Origin of the sequence: Shewanella sp. MBTL60-112-B2 (assembly GCF_019655055.1) — a bacterium.
Classification (GTDB): domain Bacteria; phylum Pseudomonadota; class Gammaproteobacteria; order Enterobacterales; family Shewanellaceae; genus Shewanella.
The window spans coordinates 26,609-46,742 of sequence record NZ_BPFA01000023.1; the positions used below are offsets into that span (position 1 = coordinate 26,609).

General features: G+C 45.4%; 17 protein-coding genes and 1 tRNA gene. 4 read left to right on the forward strand and 14 right to left on the reverse strand.

The window, feature by feature from the left end; genetic code table 11:
- Nucleotides 1-169: 169 nt before the first annotated feature.
- Nucleotides 170-415 (forward strand): hypothetical protein, encoded by a 246-nt coding sequence (locus tag K5Q73_RS14405; RefSeq protein WP_220763469.1) that lies wholly within the window; start codon nt 170-172, stop codon nt 413-415.
- Nucleotides 416-498: 83 nt separating this feature from the next.
- Here K5Q73_RS14405 and K5Q73_RS14410 read toward each other — a convergent pair whose 3' ends face one another.
- From K5Q73_RS14410 to K5Q73_RS14420, 3 genes are all read right to left on the reverse strand, one after another.
- The gene (locus K5Q73_RS14410; RefSeq protein WP_220763471.1) at nt 499-957 is read right to left on the reverse strand and encodes a GNAT family N-acetyltransferase; all 459 of its coding nucleotides are present in this window, start codon (nt 955-957) and stop codon (nt 499-501) included.
- A 263-nt stretch (nt 958-1,220) separates the two neighbouring features.
- On the reverse strand, nt 1,221-3,056 hold the full coding sequence (locus K5Q73_RS14415) for a hypothetical protein (RefSeq protein ID WP_220763480.1): 1,836 nt from the start codon (nt 3,054-3,056) through the stop codon (nt 1,221-1,223).
- A 454-nt stretch (nt 3,057-3,510) separates the two neighbouring features.
- Nucleotides 3,511-3,876, reverse strand: coding sequence for a nuclear transport factor 2 family protein (locus K5Q73_RS14420; RefSeq protein ID WP_220763482.1), 366 nt, complete (start codon nt 3,874-3,876; stop codon nt 3,511-3,513).
- Between the two features lie 157 nt (nt 3,877-4,033).
- Here K5Q73_RS14420 and K5Q73_RS14425 point away from each other — a divergent pair, with 157 nt between their 5' ends.
- Both K5Q73_RS14425 and K5Q73_RS14430 read left to right on the forward strand, forming a co-directional pair.
- On the forward strand, nt 4,034-4,927 hold the full coding sequence (locus K5Q73_RS14425) for a LysR family transcriptional regulator (protein WP_220763484.1): 894 nt from the start codon (nt 4,034-4,036) through the stop codon (nt 4,925-4,927).
- Between the two features lie 164 nt (nt 4,928-5,091).
- Nucleotides 5,092-5,820, forward strand: coding sequence for a YebC/PmpR family DNA-binding transcriptional regulator (locus tag K5Q73_RS14430; protein WP_220763486.1), 729 nt, complete (start codon nt 5,092-5,094; stop codon nt 5,818-5,820).
- Nucleotides 5,821-6,047: 227 nt separating this feature from the next.
- Here the strand turns inward: K5Q73_RS14430 and yedF are convergent, their stop codons facing one another.
- The 3 genes from yedF to fdhD form a co-directional block, all read right to left on the reverse strand.
- Nucleotides 6,048-6,284, reverse strand: coding sequence for a sulfurtransferase-like selenium metabolism protein YedF (gene yedF / locus K5Q73_RS14435; protein WP_012153712.1), 237 nt, complete (start codon nt 6,282-6,284; stop codon nt 6,048-6,050).
- 110 nt (nt 6,285-6,394) lie between these two features.
- The gene (gene yedE / locus K5Q73_RS14440) at nt 6,395-7,660 is read right to left on the reverse strand and encodes a selenium metabolism membrane protein YedE/FdhT (RefSeq protein WP_220763488.1); all 1,266 of its coding nucleotides are present in this window, start codon (nt 7,658-7,660) and stop codon (nt 6,395-6,397) included.
- 67 nt (nt 7,661-7,727) lie between these two features.
- Complete coding sequence (gene fdhD / locus K5Q73_RS14445; RefSeq protein ID WP_220763496.1) at nt 7,728-8,591, reverse strand: formate dehydrogenase accessory sulfurtransferase FdhD; 864 nt, start codon at nt 8,589-8,591, stop codon at nt 7,728-7,730.
- Nucleotides 8,592-8,879: 288 nt separating this feature from the next.
- Between fdhD and K5Q73_RS14450 the strand changes: the two genes are divergently transcribed.
- A tRNA-Sec gene (locus K5Q73_RS14450) sits at nt 8,880-8,974 on the forward strand.
- Here K5Q73_RS14450 and selB read toward each other — a convergent pair.
- The 8 genes from selB to K5Q73_RS14490 all read right to left on the reverse strand — a co-directional run bounded on the left by selB (nt 8,952) and on the right by K5Q73_RS14490 (nt 19,987).
- Nucleotides 8,952-10,859 carry a selenocysteine-specific translation elongation factor gene (selB, locus tag K5Q73_RS14455; protein WP_220763498.1) on the reverse strand — a complete coding sequence of 636 codons (1,908 nt, stop codon included), beginning with the start codon at nt 10,857-10,859 and terminating at the stop codon, nt 8,952-8,954. The genes K5Q73_RS14450 and selB overlap by 23 nt on opposite strands.
- Nucleotides 10,856-12,343 carry an L-seryl-tRNA(Sec) selenium transferase gene (gene selA, locus K5Q73_RS14460; RefSeq protein ID WP_220763500.1) on the reverse strand — a complete coding sequence of 496 codons (1,488 nt, stop codon included), beginning with the start codon at nt 12,341-12,343 and terminating at the stop codon, nt 10,856-10,858. Before selA ends, selB begins: the two co-directional genes overlap by 4 nt.
- Before the next feature lie 120 nt (nt 12,344-12,463).
- A complete protein-coding gene (fdhE, locus tag K5Q73_RS14465; protein ID WP_220763502.1) occupies nt 12,464-13,453 on the reverse strand; it encodes a formate dehydrogenase accessory protein FdhE in 990 nt (329 codons plus the stop codon).
- Between the two features lie 2 nt (nt 13,454-13,455).
- Nucleotides 13,456-14,100 carry a formate dehydrogenase subunit gamma gene (locus tag K5Q73_RS14470; RefSeq protein WP_220763504.1) on the reverse strand — a complete coding sequence of 215 codons (645 nt, stop codon included), beginning with the start codon at nt 14,098-14,100 and terminating at the stop codon, nt 13,456-13,458.
- Nucleotides 14,101-14,105: 5 nt separating this feature from the next.
- On the reverse strand, nt 14,106-15,008 hold the full coding sequence (gene fdxH, locus K5Q73_RS14475) for a formate dehydrogenase subunit beta (RefSeq protein WP_220763506.1): 903 nt from the start codon (nt 15,006-15,008) through the stop codon (nt 14,106-14,108).
- 2 nt (nt 15,009-15,010) lie between these two features.
- Nucleotides 15,011-18,031 (reverse strand): formate dehydrogenase-N subunit alpha, encoded by a 3,021-nt coding sequence (gene fdnG / locus K5Q73_RS14480; RefSeq protein ID WP_220763508.1) that lies wholly within the window; start codon nt 18,029-18,031, stop codon nt 15,011-15,013.
- A gap of 787 nt (nt 18,032-18,818) precedes the next feature.
- Nucleotides 18,819-19,289, reverse strand: coding sequence for a thiol-disulfide oxidoreductase DCC family protein (locus K5Q73_RS14485; protein WP_220763510.1), 471 nt, complete (start codon nt 19,287-19,289; stop codon nt 18,819-18,821).
- Between the two features lie 41 nt (nt 19,290-19,330).
- Complete coding sequence (locus K5Q73_RS14490; protein WP_220763512.1) at nt 19,331-19,987, reverse strand: thiol:disulfide interchange protein DsbA/DsbL; 657 nt, start codon at nt 19,985-19,987, stop codon at nt 19,331-19,333.
- Nucleotides 19,988-20,134: the final 147 nt, after the last annotated feature.

The window sequence follows — 20,134 nt, forward strand, 5'->3', positions numbered from 1 at the left end:
CTTAATACATTAGTAGGACGCACTAAAAAAAGTTGAACATTTTTCTCACTAAAAATAAAGATTTATTGCACAGCCCTATCATTTTTTGATGGAAAACTAGTTATATTAGTGTGCCGTTGTATACTTAATTATCACAGGTACAGACACGCTACCTTATAGAGAGAAAAGCATGCTTATTGCATTAAAATCTAAAGAGAAGCGAAAGGCTCCGCTCCATCATGACGTTCACTGGGACGCGATGAGCGCCGAGCAAAAAATTGCTCTTTACGATCTGCATAAATTCGGCTTTCGATTACTATTCGTACGCCATCAGCCTTCAGGCCCCCTAGCGTTTATTATGCAAAATAAAACACTTGCGGTGATCAGCAGAAATGGTGAGGTCGACTATAAGCCTGACGTCAAACTACGAGCTTAGGCCAACGTTATTTAGGATGGGTAAAGACATTAAAAAAGCGCACTTCGGTGCGCTTTTTTATTTTCAATCGATCTTTTCTAGCACTACTTTTCCAAAGTTAGCAGCATATCCACATGCGGGATCCCATCTTCCAGGTACATCTCAGATACGGCTTTAAAGCCTAGCTGCTGATAAAAATCTTTTAAATGCTCTTGCCCGCCTAGCTGAATATTATTTTCAGGCCACTTCTTGCTCGATATGGCTATCGCTTTTTGCATCAAGGTATTAGCCACTCCAGCGCCTCGCGCCGCCTGTGCAACAATCACACGACCAATGCTCGCATCTGGATAACTAACTCCAGGTGCCAGCACTCTCGCATAAGCCTGGATCACACCTTGTTCATTGAGTCCAAGAAGGTGCTGAGTTTGGCTCTGGCGGTCTTTATCGTCGAGCTCCGGATAAGGGCAGTTTTGCTCAACAACAAAAACATCGACTCTGAGCTTGAGTAAATCATATAGCTCATTCAATGAAAGCTCAGAAAAAGACAACGATTTCCAAAGCATTAGCAAGCTCTCCAAAACAACTTAGTAGAGCCGCAGTCTAACATTTAAGTTTAATAAAAGCAGAAACAAAAACAGAAATATCCATGACTAATGAATGCCTCAAACCCCGAGCTCAATCTAAGGAACCTCTAGTGAATGACAGTTTACTGATAGGAGTTTGTTAATTAGGGGATGTTGGCTAAGCTATTAAAAAAGGGCTCTATAAAAGAGCCCCAAAAAAGTGATGGGCTAGCTATTTGCAGGGAGAAGCTAGCCGTTACTTTTTATTCTTTACGGTCAAACACGTGGTAATTTTCAATACCGTATGAACGACCTTCTGCGTGACAGGTTGCACACGACTCAGAAGTGCCTTGGCTGAACCAATCGCCAGTATGGTCAACCGGAGTATTGATTTCGCCACCGTTAGACTTCATGTGGTTAAGCGCTTGGTCACTATCGTGACACGCAAAACAGTTCGCTGTTACTGGGCTTGATGCCACTCCTGATTGTCCGCCGTTAAAGGCTTTAGACAACATGTACTGGTTAGGAACCGCATTTAAGTCGATACCTTCGGCATGACACGCCACACAGTTTTCAGCATTAAGCTTAGTCGCCGAGTTTGGCTCACCCGTTACAGCAGAACTACCTACGCCCCAGTGCATACTGTGGACCATAGGACCAAAGCCTGGTGCAGAGCCCTTAGAGTTACGGTCTTGGCCATTGTTATGACACGCCACACAACCTAAACCACCATCGGCATAACTACCATTCTTGTGGTAGTTGGTTTCGTTGTTGTGACAAGTGCTACAGCTATCGACTGTTACGCTATGGCGGCGCTCATATAGCGTGCCTGACATCATGTCAGAGTAGCCATGTAAGGTTACGCCTTCATAACTCGCATCTTCACCAAAGTTAAAAGTAATGCGCGAGCTTGCCATTAACTCTGGGAATGTTGCGTCTAAACTAGCGAAACACACAGCAGCGGTACCGTTAGCATCAAATGTAGTCGTCGAGGTACGAGCTGCACGTCCCACAATGGATCCGTTGTCATAACCATGTAGATATGCGCCAAGATAAGAAAGCGTTCCGTCAGCTAATAAGCTTTCAAGGTTTAGCTGGTCTTCACCTTTAAACAATGCAATATCAGTACAATAACCCGCATCGGCGCTCATGTAAGGCGCTGATACTGTAGATGAATGTTCATCGCGCACTGTCGCTTTTTCACCCACTTTCTTATGGAATAGACGCACATCATCTGACTCGCTAAAGCCACTGTAAGTCATGGAAATAGCTGTTGTGCCAACGCCAGCAGCGTCATGACAATCGGTACAGGTACTCATGCTGTTTACCTTGGTAATAGGCTCTGCATGACAGGTATAACAGTTGGCGGCATCGAAGTCTTTTTCAAACTTTTGGTGATTGATATGACCAATCTTCTGCATTGAATTGCGCGCATAGCCACCGTCATCACGAACCACGTTACCGTGGCATACCATACAACCCGCTACTAAGTCGGTCTCACCATCGGTGTTAATTGCGGTGTAACTTGGGTGTTTTAGATTAGATGCAGCGTAATCGACATGACAACCATGACAGGTTGCCGTTGAAGTAGTGTGTAAACCTTCAGATTTATCAACAACAATGTAAGCAGACTTAGCGATTTTTTCGCTGCCACCCACAGCAATACGAATGATACCTTCAGTACCCGAATTAACTGCCGGCATTGGCGCTAAGAACTCATAACGACCATCTTCAGTCATCGTTAGGCTTGCGCCTTCAGTTTCATCCGAGGCACTACCACCAACAATCGTCCCTTCAAAATCAGGGCGACTGCGAGCAATACCTTTATCGGTTAGTGCTGCAACTTCTGCACTCACCTTTTCAAGTCCGCTAACTAACAAGCCTTCTTCGTTAGTCACTTCAAATTCGAAGCGCACAGCGCCCTCTTCAAGAGTATGACTTAGCACTTCGACATTGGTGATCTCTGTAGCCTCGACTATCGGCGGTAATGGGCTAGTACCATCTTCACCGTCGCTACCATCTTTACCGTCGCTACAGGCTGCTAGCCCAAAAGCTGCGGCGACAATTAGCGCCGCTTTGCATCTATTAAATTTTCTCATCATCACTCCCAAACTATAATTAAGTCGTGATCTTTTACTCCCCCGTAAATACCTTATTAGCAGTAACAGCTTAATTTTGTGATTGATTCCCCAACAACATACTTATTAAGAGGTATGGTTCACATAAATAAACAAACATACACAATGCATAAACAACTTAATCTTCAATTAATCTTTACCGCAAAGCTACAATTTAAAATATCATTTAAAAACAATACCTAAAGACACAAAAAGCCAAAGGTAAAGGATTAACATGTAGATTGGAGAAATTACGATTTAATGAAAAATTAAGCGAGTGGCATGCGGTAAAAAAACGGTAGGTACGCAACTGATAAAATACTGAAATAATAGAGTGTAAACTAAATTTTTATACTGACTGATATAAGTTCAAGCAAGATAGTTTACTTGAACTTATATCAATATTTGCTTGCGGTTATAACAACAGGTATACCGCCTAGCCTAAAACCTCAAACTCATCATCCACAAGCTTAGCTGTGCCATCATCTTGCAGTACCCAAATCTCTTTGTGGACTACGCCATGGGCTTTATTCATTTTCCAGGCAGTGGTCAGTAACACTGACTTTTCATCGAGCACTTTAAACTCAGGGTTAGTGTATTCAACATCCGCATAACCTTGATCAATTAGGTTTTGCCAGAAAGCTTGAATCGCTTCAGTACCAACAAATTCTCCAAAAGGACGCGCTAACATAGGCGCATCTGCGGTGTATTGTGCAGCGCACTGTGCTGCATTTTGAGTATTAAAGCCTTGCATCCAAGTGGCGCTAGCTAGCTTTACGGCATCGAGTAATTGCTGTGACATAGTGTGTACCTATATTTAACTATCAATTTATGTCACCAGTTTACAGTGATTATTAGCCTTGATAACCTAGCGAAAACAGCAATCATAGTTCAATTAAATAGAACAATAGAAAATCGCTTAGACTGATCCAGAGAAGCTAAGAGAAGAGGAAAGAAATATGGATCATCTACGGCATATGGCCATATTTAAACAAATCGTCGATAACGGCTCGATAAGCGCTGCTGCTGATAAGCTCAGTCTGTCTAAATCTGTAGTCAGCCATCATTTAAAGTCCTTAGAACTAGCTGTGGGGGTGCAACTATTACATAGAACAACTCGCAAGCAACAACTGACTCCCGCTGGTAAGGACTTTTACCAACGCTGCGGTGAATTAGCCAGTATATCTAATCTAGCTTGGCAGCAAGCTAGAGAAAGCGCCGACAAGCTAGCTGGGCCAATAAAAATCAGCTCGCCCCACGCTTTAGTCGACAGCTTTATTGCGCCTACGATTGGCAAGCTATGCCAAGGTAATCTTATGATTAGACCGAGCATTCAGGTGCAAGATCGCCGTATCGATCTGCTTGGACAAGATATCGATCTTGCCGTGCGTGTCGGTAAGTTAACATCGAGCAGTTTAATGCAGCGTAAAGTCGGCGAGTTTCGCGATGTACTGTGTGCCAGCCCCACTTTTATCACTCAGTATCAACAGCAGATAGCCGCCGAGCAATGGCAAGAGTTAGACTACATAGCTAACTCTTGGCAGGGGCAAAGTATCCAGCACCAATTACAAGCCAAAGCCAATAAACCAGGCTCAGCACTCACGCTAAGCTTTAGTGCTAATCGCTTTGCCGATACTTCGTCTGCGGTACTGTCATTAGCAAAAGCAGGCTTAGGTGTGGCGTTACTACCTGATTTTGTATTTAAGCAGCAGCCATCTCTCATTGAGCTTATCCCCTCTCACCAATGCCCGTTAAACAGCGTTTATGCTGTGCATGATTTTGGCCGTACCCCGCCGTTACTTATCAAAAAAACCATCGACGTACTCATTGAGTCTTTTCAATTACAAGCTTAAACAGCAAGCTAACGGCTCCGCTCTCTGGGATTAAAGGCTTTAGTTGCTGCTATAAAACAAAATTAATCGCCGCGTTTAGCATTTTTAAAGGCCTGTACCTGATTTATTTCGATAAAGCTGCTAACATTGCTGGCAATTTTTTAGGCTTAGTGAGAAAGATCAAGATGGGTAGAGCATACCAAAACAAGAAAGAATCCATGGCGAAAACGGCTGGGCAAAAAACTAGAATTTATTCTCGTTACGGGAAAGAGTTGTACGTTTGCGCCAAGAACGGTGGTTTCGATCCAGAAGGCAACCTTGCACTTCGCACCATGATTGCCAAAGCAAAGAAAGACCAAGTACCAGCACACGTTATTGAACGTGCAATTGAAAAAGCGCGTGGCGGTGGTGGTGAAGACTACGAAACAGCACGTTACGAAGGTTTTGGTCCTGGCGGCTGCATGGTTATTGCCGACTGTCTTACCGATAACGTTAAGCGTACTTTCACTGAAGTTCGCCAAGCATTCGTTAAAAACGATGCCAAGCTAGGCGGCCCAGGTACTGTTGGCCACATGTTCGATCACCAGGCAGTATTCGTATTCGCTGGCGATGACGAAGATGCCATTCTAGAAATGCTTATGATGGCTGACGTTGATGTATCTGACGTTGAACTAGAAGATGGCATGATCAGCGTTTACGCACCGCACACTGAATTCTTCAAAGTGAAAACTGCTTTAGCAGCTGAGCTTCCAGAAGACACTGACTACGTTATGGAAGAAATCACTTTCTTACCACAAACAATGACAGCATTGACTGACGCTGAAGAGATTGAGCAGTTCGAGAAATTCCTTGCTGCGCTTGAAGATTGTGATGACGTTCAGAACGTTTACCACAACGCAGAGCTTCCACAATAAAAGCTCCACAGTAATCTTTACTGCTACTGACTCGCCAATCGCGAGTCAGCAAAAAGGCACTCATTGAGTGCCTTTTTCATGCTTGTTTCTTCAGCTATTTCTTAATTAAATAACGTAACATCACGCCCTGCAGGCTAATATCTAATACTTCATAGCCGTGCTGCTCTTGATGATAGCTGCATCATTTGGGCTTAACTTTTAACTTAATTCTTCAGCTTCTTCTTAAATTACTTCTTCAAAAGATAACGCAACATCACGCCCTGCTGGCTGATGTCTAATACTTCATAGCCATGGTTCTTGGCATCATTAGGAATGTTATTAATCGACTGCGAGCAGTCAGTAATCACTTCCAATACTTCACCCGCTTTCAGTGACTGCATCGCTTCAAGCGTGGCAACCGCTGGGTATGGACAAGGCTCACCGTAAATCTCTAAATTGTAATCGGGTACGATAGATGCTGGCATAAACTGCTCCTCAGCAAAAAATCGGCTCAGGTTAATTGAGCCGAATATAAAACACATAAATCATTGTTTAATTTGAGACGGGTTCTTTAAGCTTGTGTGCTAGCCGCTAATTATTTATTAGCGGCTAACTCTTTATTAGTCGCTAGCTCTTTATTAGCCGCTAGCGCTGCAAGCTTTGCAGTCACCGCTTCTTGCTGGCTTTTCTGCTTGTTAAAGAATCGCTGTTCCCACATTAGAATCAGCACAAAAGATAAGCCCAGCAATAGATACGTCACGGCCACTCCACCAAGCGGTCCAAACACATCAAGCAGGTTTATCTTGTCCCAACTGGTCGCCATAGGCTCAGCAATTGCATCCCAGTAATAAGCCAATATGGTTGCGCCAATGATATTACCTAAGCCAACCCACCAAAAGTGCACTTGGCCTTCTAATGCGCGGTACATCCAGCCAGTTTCACAGCCGCCAGCGATAACGATACCGATACCAAACAGTAAGCCGCCAATCACCGCATTAGGGCCAGCCCAAAGGGTTTTAGGTGTCATGCCTAGCTGCACATAGCTATAAATGCCGATAACGCTGACAGCCATACCTAAGATAATCGCCTTAGCCATATGAGTACGGCCGGTGATCCACATATCTCGAAATGCTGAGGTAAAGCAGATCTGCGCACGCTCAATCAATAGACCAAACATCATGCCCATAAACATGGCAATACCAAGCTTAGTCGAGCTTTGCATCACATACAGCGACAAGCCAATCATGGCCGCAAATACTAGCCAACCTAAGCGGAAACGGTTTTGTACTTGATTTGGATTTGGCTTGGCAATTTTCTTCAGGCCACCCGCTTTTAGCGTGGCTGTAGAGCGGAAAAACGGTAACAAGGTGATCTTCGCGCCGATATAAGTACCTGCAGCGGCAGCGAAAGCAAAGATCCACGCATGCAAGGTAAACTGCGGAATACCGGTAAAGAAAGCCGCCAAGTTACAGCCCATAGCAAGACGCGCACCGAAGCCGGCAATCATGCCGCCAATCAATGCCTGTGCAATACGCTTTTTCGAGCTTGGCATACGCAGCTTTAGGTTGTTTGCCCACAGCACAGCCGCCATACAGCCGCCAAACATACCAATAATCATCACGCCACCAACACGGTCCAGCGGTGTGCCATTAAGGCCGATTATTTTAAAGTACTGCCATGACTCCGGCTCAGCGCCGAACCACTGCAATACATGGCCACCCCAGCGGGTAAACTCGCCGGTTACCGCCCAAAGCGAGCCTGTAAGACCAAAGAAATAAGTCGACAATATTCCCGCCGCAATAACGGCAGCAAAAGGCGACCAGAATTTAATAAAAAACTGATTTTTAAAGGTTAACCACATATTTAAAACTTACCAACTCACATGAAACACTTAAAGCACCCCCTAATAGTTGAAATTAAAAACTTAGCTAGATCACTGCCAAATTATTATTTTCAACATTAGTGAGTGTTTCATTACATAAATACAACCTTTCAGGATGGGTATATATTGTCACCCGATTTTCACGGCAAAACCCAACCAAGGTAATATTCGATCTGTTTGCGATATCAATAGCTAACGAAGTTGCTGAAGAAATTGCAAATATAATACTAATATTTGAAATAGCTGCTTTTTGCACCATTTCAAAACTGGCTCGACTGGTTAATAACAACGCCGAATGACGAGTCTGCTTATCGATACTGATATGACCAATTAATTTATCTAGTGCGACATGACGCCCCACATCTTCGAAGCAGCACATAATATCACCTTCTGCCGACAACATGGCAGCAGCATGTGTGGCTCCGGTCAAATTAAATGCATTTTGATGCTTATGTAGGTTAGATAAGGCCAACTTCAAACTATTTAAATCGAATCTTGCAGTGTCTGTGACCTTTACAATCGGCTTCACCGTTTGCTCTATCTGCTCGATACCGCAAAGGCCACAGCCTGTGCGCCCAGCAAGACTGCGGCGATGTTGCTTGAGCTGCATAAAACAGCGCTGCGAAACCTCAATATGCACCAGCACCCCTGTGGCGATGGTTTCAATCTCAATCGAACGGATATCTTGTACGCTTTCAATAATCGATTCAGACAAGCTAAAACCAATGGCAAACTCTTTTAATGCTGTTGGGCAAGCCATCATCACCACATGAGAAATACCATTATAAATCAGTGCGACCCTGACCTCTTTCGCCACCGTTTCTATTAATGACTGCTCTCTATCATTACGAAAACACGTCACTGCAGCTTGCTCAGTAATATTATTTACGCCACATACAAGTTCCGTCATAAAGCTATTCCATTTCTTCTATTAAATAAGGTCCCACTAAGCACGTTTAATATTGCCAAATGGATAGATGTAAATAGGACTCACATTTACTAAACATATAAGTCGATTAATATCATTTATAAAAACACTGATTCTGGCTGAGCCATGTTTTAACTATTTGGTAAATAATGTCCCACTCTTCACGGCTATTACCGATAAATAGTATTTGTACTCACAGTTAATAAAGTTTGCCGCTAGCCGCTATTGTTTAGCCAAATGCAATTACCTATTATTCGCCGCAAGTGATACGGAAGAACGTCGTTTCCGGTGAAACGTCTGGATTTCAAATCCAGGTGGGGCTGCCAGCAGTCCCGGGTAGGTTCAACTCCTATGTTCTTCCGCCAAATCACTTGCGATAAAAATACTGCTGTCTCGTATCACTCTCGAATTGTCTTTCTTCTTACGCCACGTTAATCCACTGCGGTCATAAAATTCCAATAACTGAATACTCGCTTTACGGCCTAATTTAATAATCGAATTAAAATCTGCTGTCTTTATCTCACCCGTCACATCGATCTGTTTGCGGATCACATCGGCATAGAAATACAGGCTTTCGGTGAGCATAAAGCGGTCTTTAATAATCGCCGATAGATACCCCAACTGAATAAGCTTACGGCACAAGGCGCGCACGGCAGTCAGCTCAAGGTTTAGCGCTTGAGCTAAGTCTGACGACCATAACGGGCCATTAGCGCTAAGCATTTGCTGCTTTATCTGTGACCACAGCTGCTGCTCAGCATCCGATAGCGCAAGACTATGTCTTGGAAGGTGCAATAAACCGCGGGTACTTTGCAGCTGCTTTTGCTCTCTAAGACCATCGGTGAGCTTCAAAAGCACTGGCAGTGGAAAATGATTGTGAGTCATGCGCTGCAGCCGATTAATGCTCAACCCCAACAGCTCTGGTGATTGCTGATGATAATCGGCGATAAGAGCCAGTAATTGCGCTTCAATCTGCTGCTGCAATGCGCTTGATAACAGATAACCATCGAGGCTAATAACAGTATCATCAGCCAAACAGGGAGTTTGTTCAGTTAACTGATTGGCCCACATAAAAGCAGACTTTGACACGCAGTGATGGTTTATTTGCACCTGTAAGCTAGCGCGAAGCGATTTACATTGCTTAAGTTGTTCTAAGTAAACTAAGCGCTCAATGCTGCGCTTAGCTCGGGTTGGCGGGTTAATATCTAATACTCGCAGCGCACCCAGTGTGGTTTTCGCCGCGGCATCACGCACGATAATTCTGTCTTGCTCGACACAGCCCAATGGCTGTTCACATTGCAGCTCAACCAAGGCGCTACCATCTGCTAGATTTTGCAGTAAGCCTAAACGCGCCGTAGTATGACGATTACCAAGATGCACTTGCACACTTTGCCAATGCTTAAATGGCAATACAGATTCAAATACACCACAAATCACTTTTGGCACTTCAGTTGCAGATTCCAGAGCGGTTAGCCAGTCGCCGCGAACAGCACCGCGATGCGCATCAACGCCAGTAATATTGAGTGCCACCCGCTGACAATGATGGGCGTTATCACTTGCTCGACCTTGGCTATGCAGCGTTCTGACTTTTACCGGTTTACGTTGACCCGATAAATACAGGTTTTGCCCTTGGCTGACTTGGCCGCTGATCACAGTACCAGTGACCACAAGACCCGCCCCTTTTACGCTAAAAGCTCTGTCGATTGCCATACGAAAACTAGCTTGCTCAGCGTTCTTACTTAACGCTTGAATCTGCGACTGCGCAAGTTCTGTAATCGCCTGCTTTAATCCGTCGATACCAAGGCCTGTTTGCGCCGACACCACAAAGATTTGGCTTTGCCTTTGGTGCTGCGCCAATAGCTCACTCACTTGCTCTTTAACTTCATCGACCCTGACTGCATCGACTTTATCTTGCTTAGTTAACACCACAATTAAGTGCTCCAGATTAAGTAGCTGCAAGATGGCTAAATGTTCATGAGTTTGCGGCATCACCCCGTCATCACAGGCGATAATCAATAATGCATGTTTGGCGCAGCTCACTCCGGCGAGCATGGTATTAATAAACTTGCTGTGGCCGGGCACATCGACAAAGGCTAGGCGATCGCCATCGGCTAAATCCATAAAGGCGTAACCCAGCTCGATAGTCATGCCGCGCTGCTTTTCTTCCGGTAAACGGTCGGCATCGGTACCTGTTAGTGCTTGAATAAGGCTAGTCTTGCCGTGATCCACATGACCTGCGGTAACAATAATCATGATGCGGCCTCCACGGTTTTCTCCTCAAAACCAATCTCTCTATGAAAGCTAAGTAGGCTTGTTGTCAGTACCTCGATTAGCAGGCTGTCACTGTCAGTGCCACGCAAATCTAACCACAACTGATTAGCGGTAATGCGGCCAATAATCGGTAAACTTGCGGCTTTAAAATGCTTATCTAATTGCAACACGCTTGGCGAGTGACTCTGCTTGGTCGAGTTTGTATTAACAGCAAAACACAGCGCGACAGAATCAAGCAGCACATCAGGTTGTGAGCCGCTACCCACTTGGGTTTGGCAAGCTTGAATTGTTACATCAAATAGGCTGCTATTGACGCTATCGGCTAATTGCTGCTGCAGTGTTTGTGCAAGCCGTTCAAGTTCAACCAAAGGACGGGATAGTTTTCTAAAAATGGGTAATTGGCTATCTAGCGTTTGTGGATTACGGTACTGCATTAAGGTGGCTTCAAGCGCCGCTAGCGTCATTTTATCGCAGCGCAGTGCCCGCTTTAGTGGATGCGCTTGTAGCTTAGCAATCAGCTCCGCATCACCAACCACTAAACCTGCTTGCGGTCCGCCCAGCAGTTTATCGCCAGAAAAACTTACTAGATTTACGCCATCGCTAAGCATCTGCTGCGGCATTGGCTCTTTTGATAAACCAAAGCGCGACAGATCCGTCAGTGCACCGCTACCAAGGTCTGAAATAAGCGCGATGCCTTTTTCTTTACATAGAGCCGCAAGCTCAGCCTCTTCGGTGACCTTAGTAAAACCACTAATATGATAATTACTGGTGTGCACCTTCATAATTGCCGCAGTGTTTTCAGTTATCGCGGCGGCGTAATCTTTAAGGTGAGTACGATTAGTGCAGCCCACTTCCACCAGCTTGCAGCCGGCCTGCGCCATAATATCGGGGATCCGAAACGCGCCGCCAATTTCCACCAGCTCACCACGGGAAACTATCACCTCTTTACCAGCAGATGTGGCGGCCAGCATCAATAAAACCGCCGCGGCGTTGTTATTGACGATGCAGCAACTGTCTGCACCGGTTAGCTCGTGAATAAGTGCCGAGATTGCGCTATCGCGGTGGCCACGTTTGCCTTGTCCCATATCGAACTCTAGCGGCACCGGGCTACGCATCACTTGGGTCACCGCATCGATTGCGGCCTCACACATCTGCGAGCGACCAAGATTGGTATGTAATATGGTGCCGGTTAAGTTAATCACTGGCGTCATGCTTTGGCGCTGAGCTTTAGCTATTCGGCTGGCTAACTCGGTTGTAATATTGCTTATATCTAAGCACCAGCTTGGCAAGCTTTGTCGCTCAGCGATTTGCTGACGCGCATCTTGAAGCATCTGTGCCAATAAGGATTTAATCCAGGGCTTACCCTGCTGGTCGATAAAACCTATCACTTGAGGTATCAGCAGCAAGCTGTCCATTGCAGGTAAACAACGGTAAAGGGCTTGAGTGGAATTGATAGCTTGAGTCATAGGTCTTCGTCTAATTGTTGGAATGATTTTGAATCGATTTAATGAAAGAGCCGCAGCGAAATGCGGCTCTTGCTTACTAATTAACTTAAAAGTTACTTACTACCTGCTGGTTACAGCTACCTAGTGGATATCGCCGACTTTAGGCTCAGGCTCATTTTCTCGCTGAAGCTCTTCACTTAGCAGAGGCTCTACTTCTTGCTCATGAGCAAGTAGCAGCGGATTCACCGTGGTTGCGCTGTATCCTTGCTCAACCAAATGGCTGTCCATCACTAAGGTCGCCAAGTCGTCGGCTGCTACTTCTAGTCTTGGGTTGATGTCGGTAAAGAACATCTTGGTATAACCCTGACAGGTGTCGCAGCTTTCTACCCGAATCGCGGCATTAGTTTCGGTTTCAGCCCACAAGAACACGCCCTTGCTTTCGCCGCATGATGTACACTCCGCGCGCACTTCATGCCACTCGGTTTCACACAAGCTACAATGTAAGTAGCGCAGGCCAACACGTGGCTCTTCCTTGATCACGCTCCCTACTGGGTGGCTGCCACACACTGGGCATAAGCGCTTATGTGCCTCTGCCTTATCAGCCAAAGCCTGTGCAACATTAACCGCCCAATGTGACCAGTACACTGACAGCGCCGCCCAAATAAACAGGCTGTACTGCGCAGGGACTTCGGCAAAGCGGCCACCAAGCATCGACTGGGCATAACCTTGCAGTACATCAGCCTTGGCTTTAGCCAGTTCCTTTAGTACCACATGCAAGTCTGTACTGACTTTAGGCATAAGCTCACTAATCAGCTCCAGCAATACCGACTGCCAATAATTGCCCCACTCAAAATGCTGCTGCGCCATCGGCTGGCTTTGGCTTAGATCTAACTTTGGCTGAGGGCCAAAGCAGCTCTTTGCCGCCTCACCATATAGAGCCGATACCTTTTCTTGCGCGCCAACTAACTGCTCAAGTAGGCCAAAGTATTCTGCTAATCCAGATTCTTCGGCAAGCTCTGCAAGTCGCTTAGCGCGAAATTGATAAACGGCTTTTGGATCAGCTGCGATCACGGTTTTAATGTCCAATGACTGACCAGGGATCTTTTCAGCGTCGAGTATTGCTGTGCTCATAATTAGTGTTTTTCCTGCTTATTAGTCTTTAATTCAGGATCGTTTAGCATGTTAGGGTGATGCTTCTTGCACCAAGCCCGCGACACATAGCCGTACAACATGCCAGCAACCGATCCTTCTACCCACGTTGCCATCCAAAAGTGCACAATCACGAAGATCAACATGATCACGGCGCAGATTGCGTGGATCAAAATGGCCCACTGAATAGCAATTGCTTCAAAGTAAGGGGCAAAGTAAGGCTGCCACATCATGATGCCGGTAATCGTCAATGCGATTGAGGTCACCACGAAGGTACGGAACAGCACTTTTTGACCTGGGTTGTAATGGCCGATAGCGGGGATCTTGTCCTCGTTTTCGAACATCACATCCTTGATAGCTAACATCCATGTCAGGTCATTCTTTTCCCACTTGTTATGGTGGTAATAGCGAACTAGCATCACCATTAACGGCAGACACATCATCAAGCCGGCAATTGGGTGAACAAAGCGCGCCATCTGTGGCGTACCTGCAATCGATCCCAACCATTGAAATGATGGGAAGAAGAAAGCAAAGCCGGTGAGGAATGTCACCAAACCTGCTGCGACCACAAACCAGTGACAGATGCGGTCGAACAACTTATGGCGCAAAATCATATTCTGCTTATGCATGAGCGTTACTCCTTATCTGACTTATCTGAGTGAGTGTGGTCGAACTGTGCTGGCTCGTCCTCTTCAACAAGGTTGCGACCCACTGTGATACGGTGCAAACACGCAACAGCAACTGTTGCCATGATGCCCGCCGCACCCAATGGTTTAACCACGTCTTGCCATAACTTAACTGGCACACTCGTTTTCGGATCCGCTGGTAAGCCATAGTCTTGCGGCTTATTAATGTCATGCAAAATCATGATCATGCCTGTACCACCCACACCTTCAGGGTTGTATAGACCTGCATTAACATAGCCACGCTTATGCAGTTCTTTAATCCGTAAGTCGGCAATAAACAGCATGTCTTCACGGGTGCCGTACTTCAGTGCGCCTGTGATACAAGACTTCACACAAGCTGGCTCTTGGCCCACTTGAATACGGTCTGAACACATGGTGCACTTGTAAGCTTTTTGATCGATAGGGTCGAGTCTTGGTACATCGAACGGACAAGCCGACACGCAGTAGCCACAACCAGTACACTTATCAGAGTCAAAATCCACCACACCGTTTGCACGCTGCACAATGGCACCTTTAGTCGAACAAGCGGTTAAACAGGCTGGATCATCACAGTGCATACATGCGCTATGGGCGAAACGCCAATTTAGCTTGTTATCTCGCTCAACTTCTTGGTACTTCATCAGCGTCCAACACTCAGAAGACAGGTCCATTGGGTTCTGGTAAGAACCTTGGAAGCTACCCACTGGTGCACGCAGGTCGTTCCATTCAGAACACGACACCTGACATGCTTTACAGCCATTACACTTAGTGGCATCGAATAACTTAGCCACCTTACTTAACTTACGTCGTACCTGCGCTGCAGGAGTGAGCTCTGATGTGCCAGAGCTTAAAATGATATCTTGAGCAGACATGATTAAACTCCCTCAGCCTTAGCGATATCCACTAGGAACGCCTTAAATTCAGGTACCTGGGTATTCGCATCGCCCACTTCCGTGGTCAGTACGTTACAGCTATAACTTCTACGTGTAAGACCGTTATGGCCACCATGACGTGGTAAGCCCACTGTGTGTACCATCTGGCCGTGAACTTTCAGTGGCTGCAGACGCTTAGTGACTAATGCCTTAGTTAACAAGCTACCGCGCTTAGAACTCACCTTGACCCAATCGCCATTAGCAATGCCTTTCTTCGCCGCAAGAATTTCGTCTAATTCAACGAAAGTTTCCGGCATAGAAATCGCTGCTAAACGACAATGAATCGTCCAGAAGTTAAAGTGCTCGGTTAGCGAGTAAGTGGTACACACATATGGGAATTCAGTATGTGAACCCAATGTCTCTTCCACGCCCTCTAACAAACGTACCGCAGGGTTACTAATCACATTAGGGTGTAATGGGTTAGTTCCAATTGGTGACTCCATCGGCTCGTAATGCTCAGGGAACGGACCTTCTGCCAGTAGTTTTAGCGAGAAGAAACGGCCCACACCTTCAGGCTGCATAATGAACGGATGCGCCGACTCTTTTGGTGGTAACGTCATATTGAAGTCACCCACATCGATGCCGTGCCACTTACCGTGGTTCCACTCAACGATTACACGTTTTGGATCCCAAGGCTTGCCGTTAACGTCACACGATGCGCGGTTGTATAGTACGCGGCGGTTTTGTGGCCACGAGAATGCCCAACCTGGAGTGATACCTTTACCTGACGTATCAGAGTTATCACGACGCGCCATCATGTTGCCGTCTTCGGTCCAGCTACCAGAGTAGATCCAGCAACCACATGACGTACTACCGTCATCTTTTAACTGGCTAAAGCTATCAAGCTGTTTGCCGGTTTTAAGATCGATACCGTTAAGCTCTTTTGCCACTTCTTCACCATGTGGGAAGTATGGATTGTGGTAGCCAGCCCAGTTAACCGCTTCAATCGGCTCAGGCAATACACCACCTTCAGCTTTATAAAGCTCACGCAGCTTCATCAAAATGCCCGATAGGATCTCTGCATCTGGCTTAGATTCACCAGGCGGATTCGCACCTTTCCAGTGCCACTGCATCCAGCGACCAGAGTTAACGATACAGCCTTCTTCTTCAGCAAATAGTGTTGTCGGTAGACGGAACACTTCTGTTTGAATTTCGCTTGGTTGTACGTCGTTAAACTCACCGGCTTTTTGCCAGAATACTGAGGTTTCTGTCGCTAACGGATCCATCACCACTAGGTACTTCAGCTTGCATAATGCCGCTAAGGTCTTGTTACGGTTTGGCATAGAGTTAATCGCGTTAACCCCTTGCACGAAATAACCGTTAACTTGGCCCTTGTACATCATGTCGATGTGCTTGGTGAAGTCGTACTGTAAGTCCCACTTAGGTAACCAGTCATAACCAAAGCTATTAGCCGCTGTTGCGCTCTCACCCCAGAAACTCTTCATCTGTGAGATAAAGAACTTAGGGTAATTTGACCAATAGTTAGTTTGGCCCGGGCGTAATGCCTTAGGCGTATAGTTGTCTAAATATGTGCTTAAATCTGTATCGTTATCATTTGGTAGCTTTAAGTAACCCGGCAGGTTCTGACATAGCAGACCCATGTCGGTTGCGCCCTGTACGTTTGAGTGACCACGTAGTGCGTTAACACCACCACCCAATACGCCGATATTACCCAGTAGCAACTGCACTAATGCCATAGAACGGATGTTCTGTGCGCCTTTAGTGTGGTGGGTCCAGCCCAATGCATACATGAAAGTCGCCGCTTTATCATGAACGTGTGTGCTACCTATTAGCGCACAAACTTTTTCATAATCTTCAACTGGCGTACCGGTAATATTGCTTACGGTTTCAAAGTCGTAACGGTCAACGTGATGCTTTAATAAGTTCCACACACAACGTGGGTGCTCATAAGTTTCATCGACTTTGGCATAACCATCTTCATCTAATTCGTAGTACCAAGAATCCTTGTCGTAAGTGCGACTCTTGTCATCAAAACCACTAAATAGGCCTTCATTGAACTCGAAATCTTCACGAATAATGTAGCTAGCGTTGGTGTACGCTTTGACATACTCGTAGTTAACTTGTTTAGTCTCAATGAGGTATCGACTTAGACCTAGAAGGAATGCGATATCAGTACCACTACGAAGTGGTGCATAGCAGTCAGCTAACGCTGCACTGCGGTTAAAGCGTGGATCCACAACTACCAACTTGGCGTTATTGTGTTCCATAGCTTCCGTTACCCAACCGAAACCGACAGGATGTGCTTCAGCGGCATTACCGCCCATGATCACCACGACATTAGAGTTCTTAATATCGATCCAGTGGTTGGTCATGGCACCGCGCCCAAATGTTGGAGCAAGACTTGCTACCGTTGGGGAGTGTCAGTTACGCGCAATAGTGTCGATGGCCACTAGGCCAAGAGAACGAGCAAACTTGTGAGTGATAAAACCACCTTCGTTTGGCTGTGCAGATGAAGTCATCATGCCGGTACTCAACCAACGGTTTACTGTGGTGCCATCACTATTTTTTTCAATAAAGTTTTCATCGCGGTCGTCTTTCATCAAACGTGCGATACGACTAAATGCGTCGTTCCAGCTAATACGCTTCCACTCGTTAGTGCCTGGCTCACGTACTTCAGGGAAATGGTTACGGTTAGGGCTATTTACATAGTCCACTAAACCGGCACCTTTAGGACACAATGCGCCGCGGTTAACCGGATGGTCAGCGTCGCCTTCAATGTGGAAAATCGCTTTCTCAGCGTTTTTACCGTTGCTGCCATGGCTGTACATCAACAAGCCACAACCCACTGAGCAATAACAGCAGTTATTGCGGGTTTCTTTTGCTTTCAACAACTTATACTCACGAGGCGCAGCCATCGCAGTGCCGGGCATTAATCCCAACGCTGATATTGCCGATGTGGTCGCTCCGCAGGCACACAGTTTAAAAAACTGTCGTCTGTCCATATCACCCTCACACAATTAGTATTTTCTACTTAGAACCGACTTTCTCATCTCGGCGCCGTAGTTTTGGTTTTCGATAATCGAATCTCACATTGTGATCATTAAAAGGAGCTCATCATGTTTATTGCAACCAAGATGACCTACAGCAAACGACCTAAACAAAGACTAATTAACGCGAAACGATTATCCCTAAAGTCAGCTAAACGAACAATTTATAACACACGATCCAAATCACACTAAAACCACAACAGAATAAAAAACCAATAAAACATGAGAAATAGTACAAATATAAGAACAAAAACAACAAAAATAGCAAAAGTGAAGATTAAAACACCAAGGTAGCCGCAATGACGCCGAAAGGACTTTATGACCAACATAGAAAGGACATTATGTCGCAAAAACAATAGAGGTAAGATGTTAAATGTATCGTAGGAGAAAGTGAGAATGGCAAGTTACAAGGAGCTTGATAGCAAGCCAGCCATGCGTTTACAGCCCATAAGAACATTTAACCGCTGCTTAACGCTATGACTTTAGCGATGTTAGAGCACAGGGCTTTAGACAATATGGCACATCAGAACGCTGAACAATCATCTTGCAAAGCTCTTCACAGCCTAAAAATAGAATGATTTGCCGTTGTACCAAAATAGACCACTAAGCCATTTGCGACCAATATGTCCTAGCATCAAACAAAGATATCGATGAGATTTGCATCAAATAAGCCTAATCGTCCCCTTAATTACAACTCAATAAAGTGAGCAAACAGTATTGGTATTTGAAATGGGTACGTTATTTAGCCGTGAGATTTTGGTTTGCTCTTCGAATTAGAGCTGGAATTGGAATTTTCGCTGGAACGAGCGTCAGTGCCAGTTTGATGCTGGACTTTGTGTTCAGGTAGGCGGCATAGGGCCTTTTGGCCAAACAAACGATAACGATATTTTGCAACCAGGTTATAACCACTGTTACGCAGCGCTTTAGGCAAGTAAGCCAAGTATCGTAACCCGCTAGCAGGTGAGCTCAATGACTTGGCAATTTCTATCACTGCATCGCTGCGTAAATAATAGCGACCCGACTTAATCAGGATCACGCTATCCAAGGCAATATCGGTTAACTGATATTGCCTTAATAAGCTTTGTCCTTGTAACGATTGCAACGCCACTAGCTCAAATTTGTTATGTTGATTATGCCTTGTAATAACACTCACTGCGCCATCACATAAGTTACAAGCACCATCAAATATCACTACCGCTTGCATATCAGACATTAACCGTCCTCATATAAAGAAAAATCGCTAATTGGAGAGCCCTATGGATTCGATAATCTAGTCTTTTCTAACTCAACCAAATAGCTTGCGATATCCATTACCTGCTCTACCGAACTGGCTGACTCATTGAGAATAATATAGCGACCATTAACTAATAGAGTTGGCGTGCCTTGGATCTCTGCCGACGACATAAGCAACATGGCTTGCTTAAGCTTAGACACAATATCTGCAGAGTTGAGCAAGGCGTTAAACTCTTGCTCGCTTAGGCCGTAGTCCGATAAAAAAGCTGCCAGTTTTGCTTGTTGCTCACTTAGACTGCTGACTTCACGCAAGCCAATGATCTCATTAAAAAGCGCTCCATGAATTTGTTTACTATTCTCTAGCTGCTGAGTAATAAAAAACACCTTAGCATGCAATTTCATTGCTTCATTCCACACAGCCGGGGACTGCACTAAAACAACACTATCACTTAAGGTCTCTTCCCACTTATGCAGCGGCTTTTCAAACAACTCACAGTGTGGGCAACCATACCCAAAGAACTCAGTTACCGTGATATCGTTACTGCTTGCGGGAATGGGATTAGCTAATTCACGATAATGTACACCTTTTACGTAATTACCATTAGCATCCAAATTAGAGGGTTCAGAGCAACCCGCAATGGCCAGCGCGAAACACATTAAAGCGAGGATTTTTTTCATAACAGGTCCTTTTGTACTTATTATTAATCTGCAGCAATAGTGGTTAATCGCAAGTCAATTAACGACTCCTAGATGAGGTTTAGCCAAAGAAAAGTAACGACCTAACGCTACATATATAACTAGGCTAATCTAATCCCGCTAAACCCA

Bases quoted from the DNA above. Each gene is read 5' to 3' on its own strand.
- K5Q73_RS14405 (WP_220763469.1), top strand. From the start codon at position 170: ATGCTTATTGCATTAAAATCTAAAGAGAAGCGAAAGGCTCCGCTCCAT.
- K5Q73_RS14410 (WP_220763471.1), bottom strand. From the start codon at position 957: ATGCTTTGGAAATCGTTGTCTTTTTCTGAGCTTTCATTGAATGAGCTA.
- K5Q73_RS14415 (WP_220763480.1), bottom strand. From the start codon at position 3,056: ATGAGAAAATTTAATAGATGCAAAGCGGCGCTAATTGTCGCCGCAGCT.
- K5Q73_RS14420 (WP_220763482.1), bottom strand. From the start codon at position 3,876: ATGTCACAGCAATTACTCGATGCCGTAAAGCTAGCTAGCGCCACTTGG.
- K5Q73_RS14425 (WP_220763484.1), top strand. From the start codon at position 4,034: ATGGATCATCTACGGCATATGGCCATATTTAAACAAATCGTCGATAAC.
- K5Q73_RS14430 (WP_220763486.1), top strand. From the start codon at position 5,092: ATGGGTAGAGCATACCAAAACAAGAAAGAATCCATGGCGAAAACGGCT.
- yedF (WP_012153712.1), bottom strand. From the start codon at position 6,284: ATGCCAGCATCTATCGTACCCGATTACAATTTAGAGATTTACGGTGAG.
- yedE (WP_220763488.1), bottom strand. From the start codon at position 7,660: ATGTGGTTAACCTTTAAAAATCAGTTTTTTATTAAATTCTGGTCGCCT.
- fdhD (WP_220763496.1), bottom strand. From the start codon at position 8,591: ATGACGGAACTTGTATGTGGCGTAAATAATATTACTGAGCAAGCTGCA.
- selB (WP_220763498.1), bottom strand. From the start codon at position 10,859: ATGATTATTGTTACCGCAGGTCATGTGGATCACGGCAAGACTAGCCTT.
- selA (WP_220763500.1), bottom strand. From the start codon at position 12,343: ATGACTCAAGCTATCAATTCCACTCAAGCCCTTTACCGTTGTTTACCT.
- fdhE (WP_220763502.1), bottom strand. From the start codon at position 13,453: ATGAGCACAGCAATACTCGACGCTGAAAAGATCCCTGGTCAGTCATTG.
- K5Q73_RS14470 (WP_220763504.1), bottom strand. From the start codon at position 14,100: ATGCATAAGCAGAATATGATTTTGCGCCATAAGTTGTTCGACCGCATC.
- fdxH (WP_220763506.1), bottom strand. From the start codon at position 15,008: ATGTCTGCTCAAGATATCATTTTAAGCTCTGGCACATCAGAGCTCACT.
- K5Q73_RS14485 (WP_220763510.1), bottom strand. From the start codon at position 19,289: ATGTCTGATATGCAAGCGGTAGTGATATTTGATGGTGCTTGTAACTTA.
- K5Q73_RS14490 (WP_220763512.1), bottom strand. From the start codon at position 19,987: ATGAAAAAAATCCTCGCTTTAATGTGTTTCGCGCTGGCCATTGCGGGT.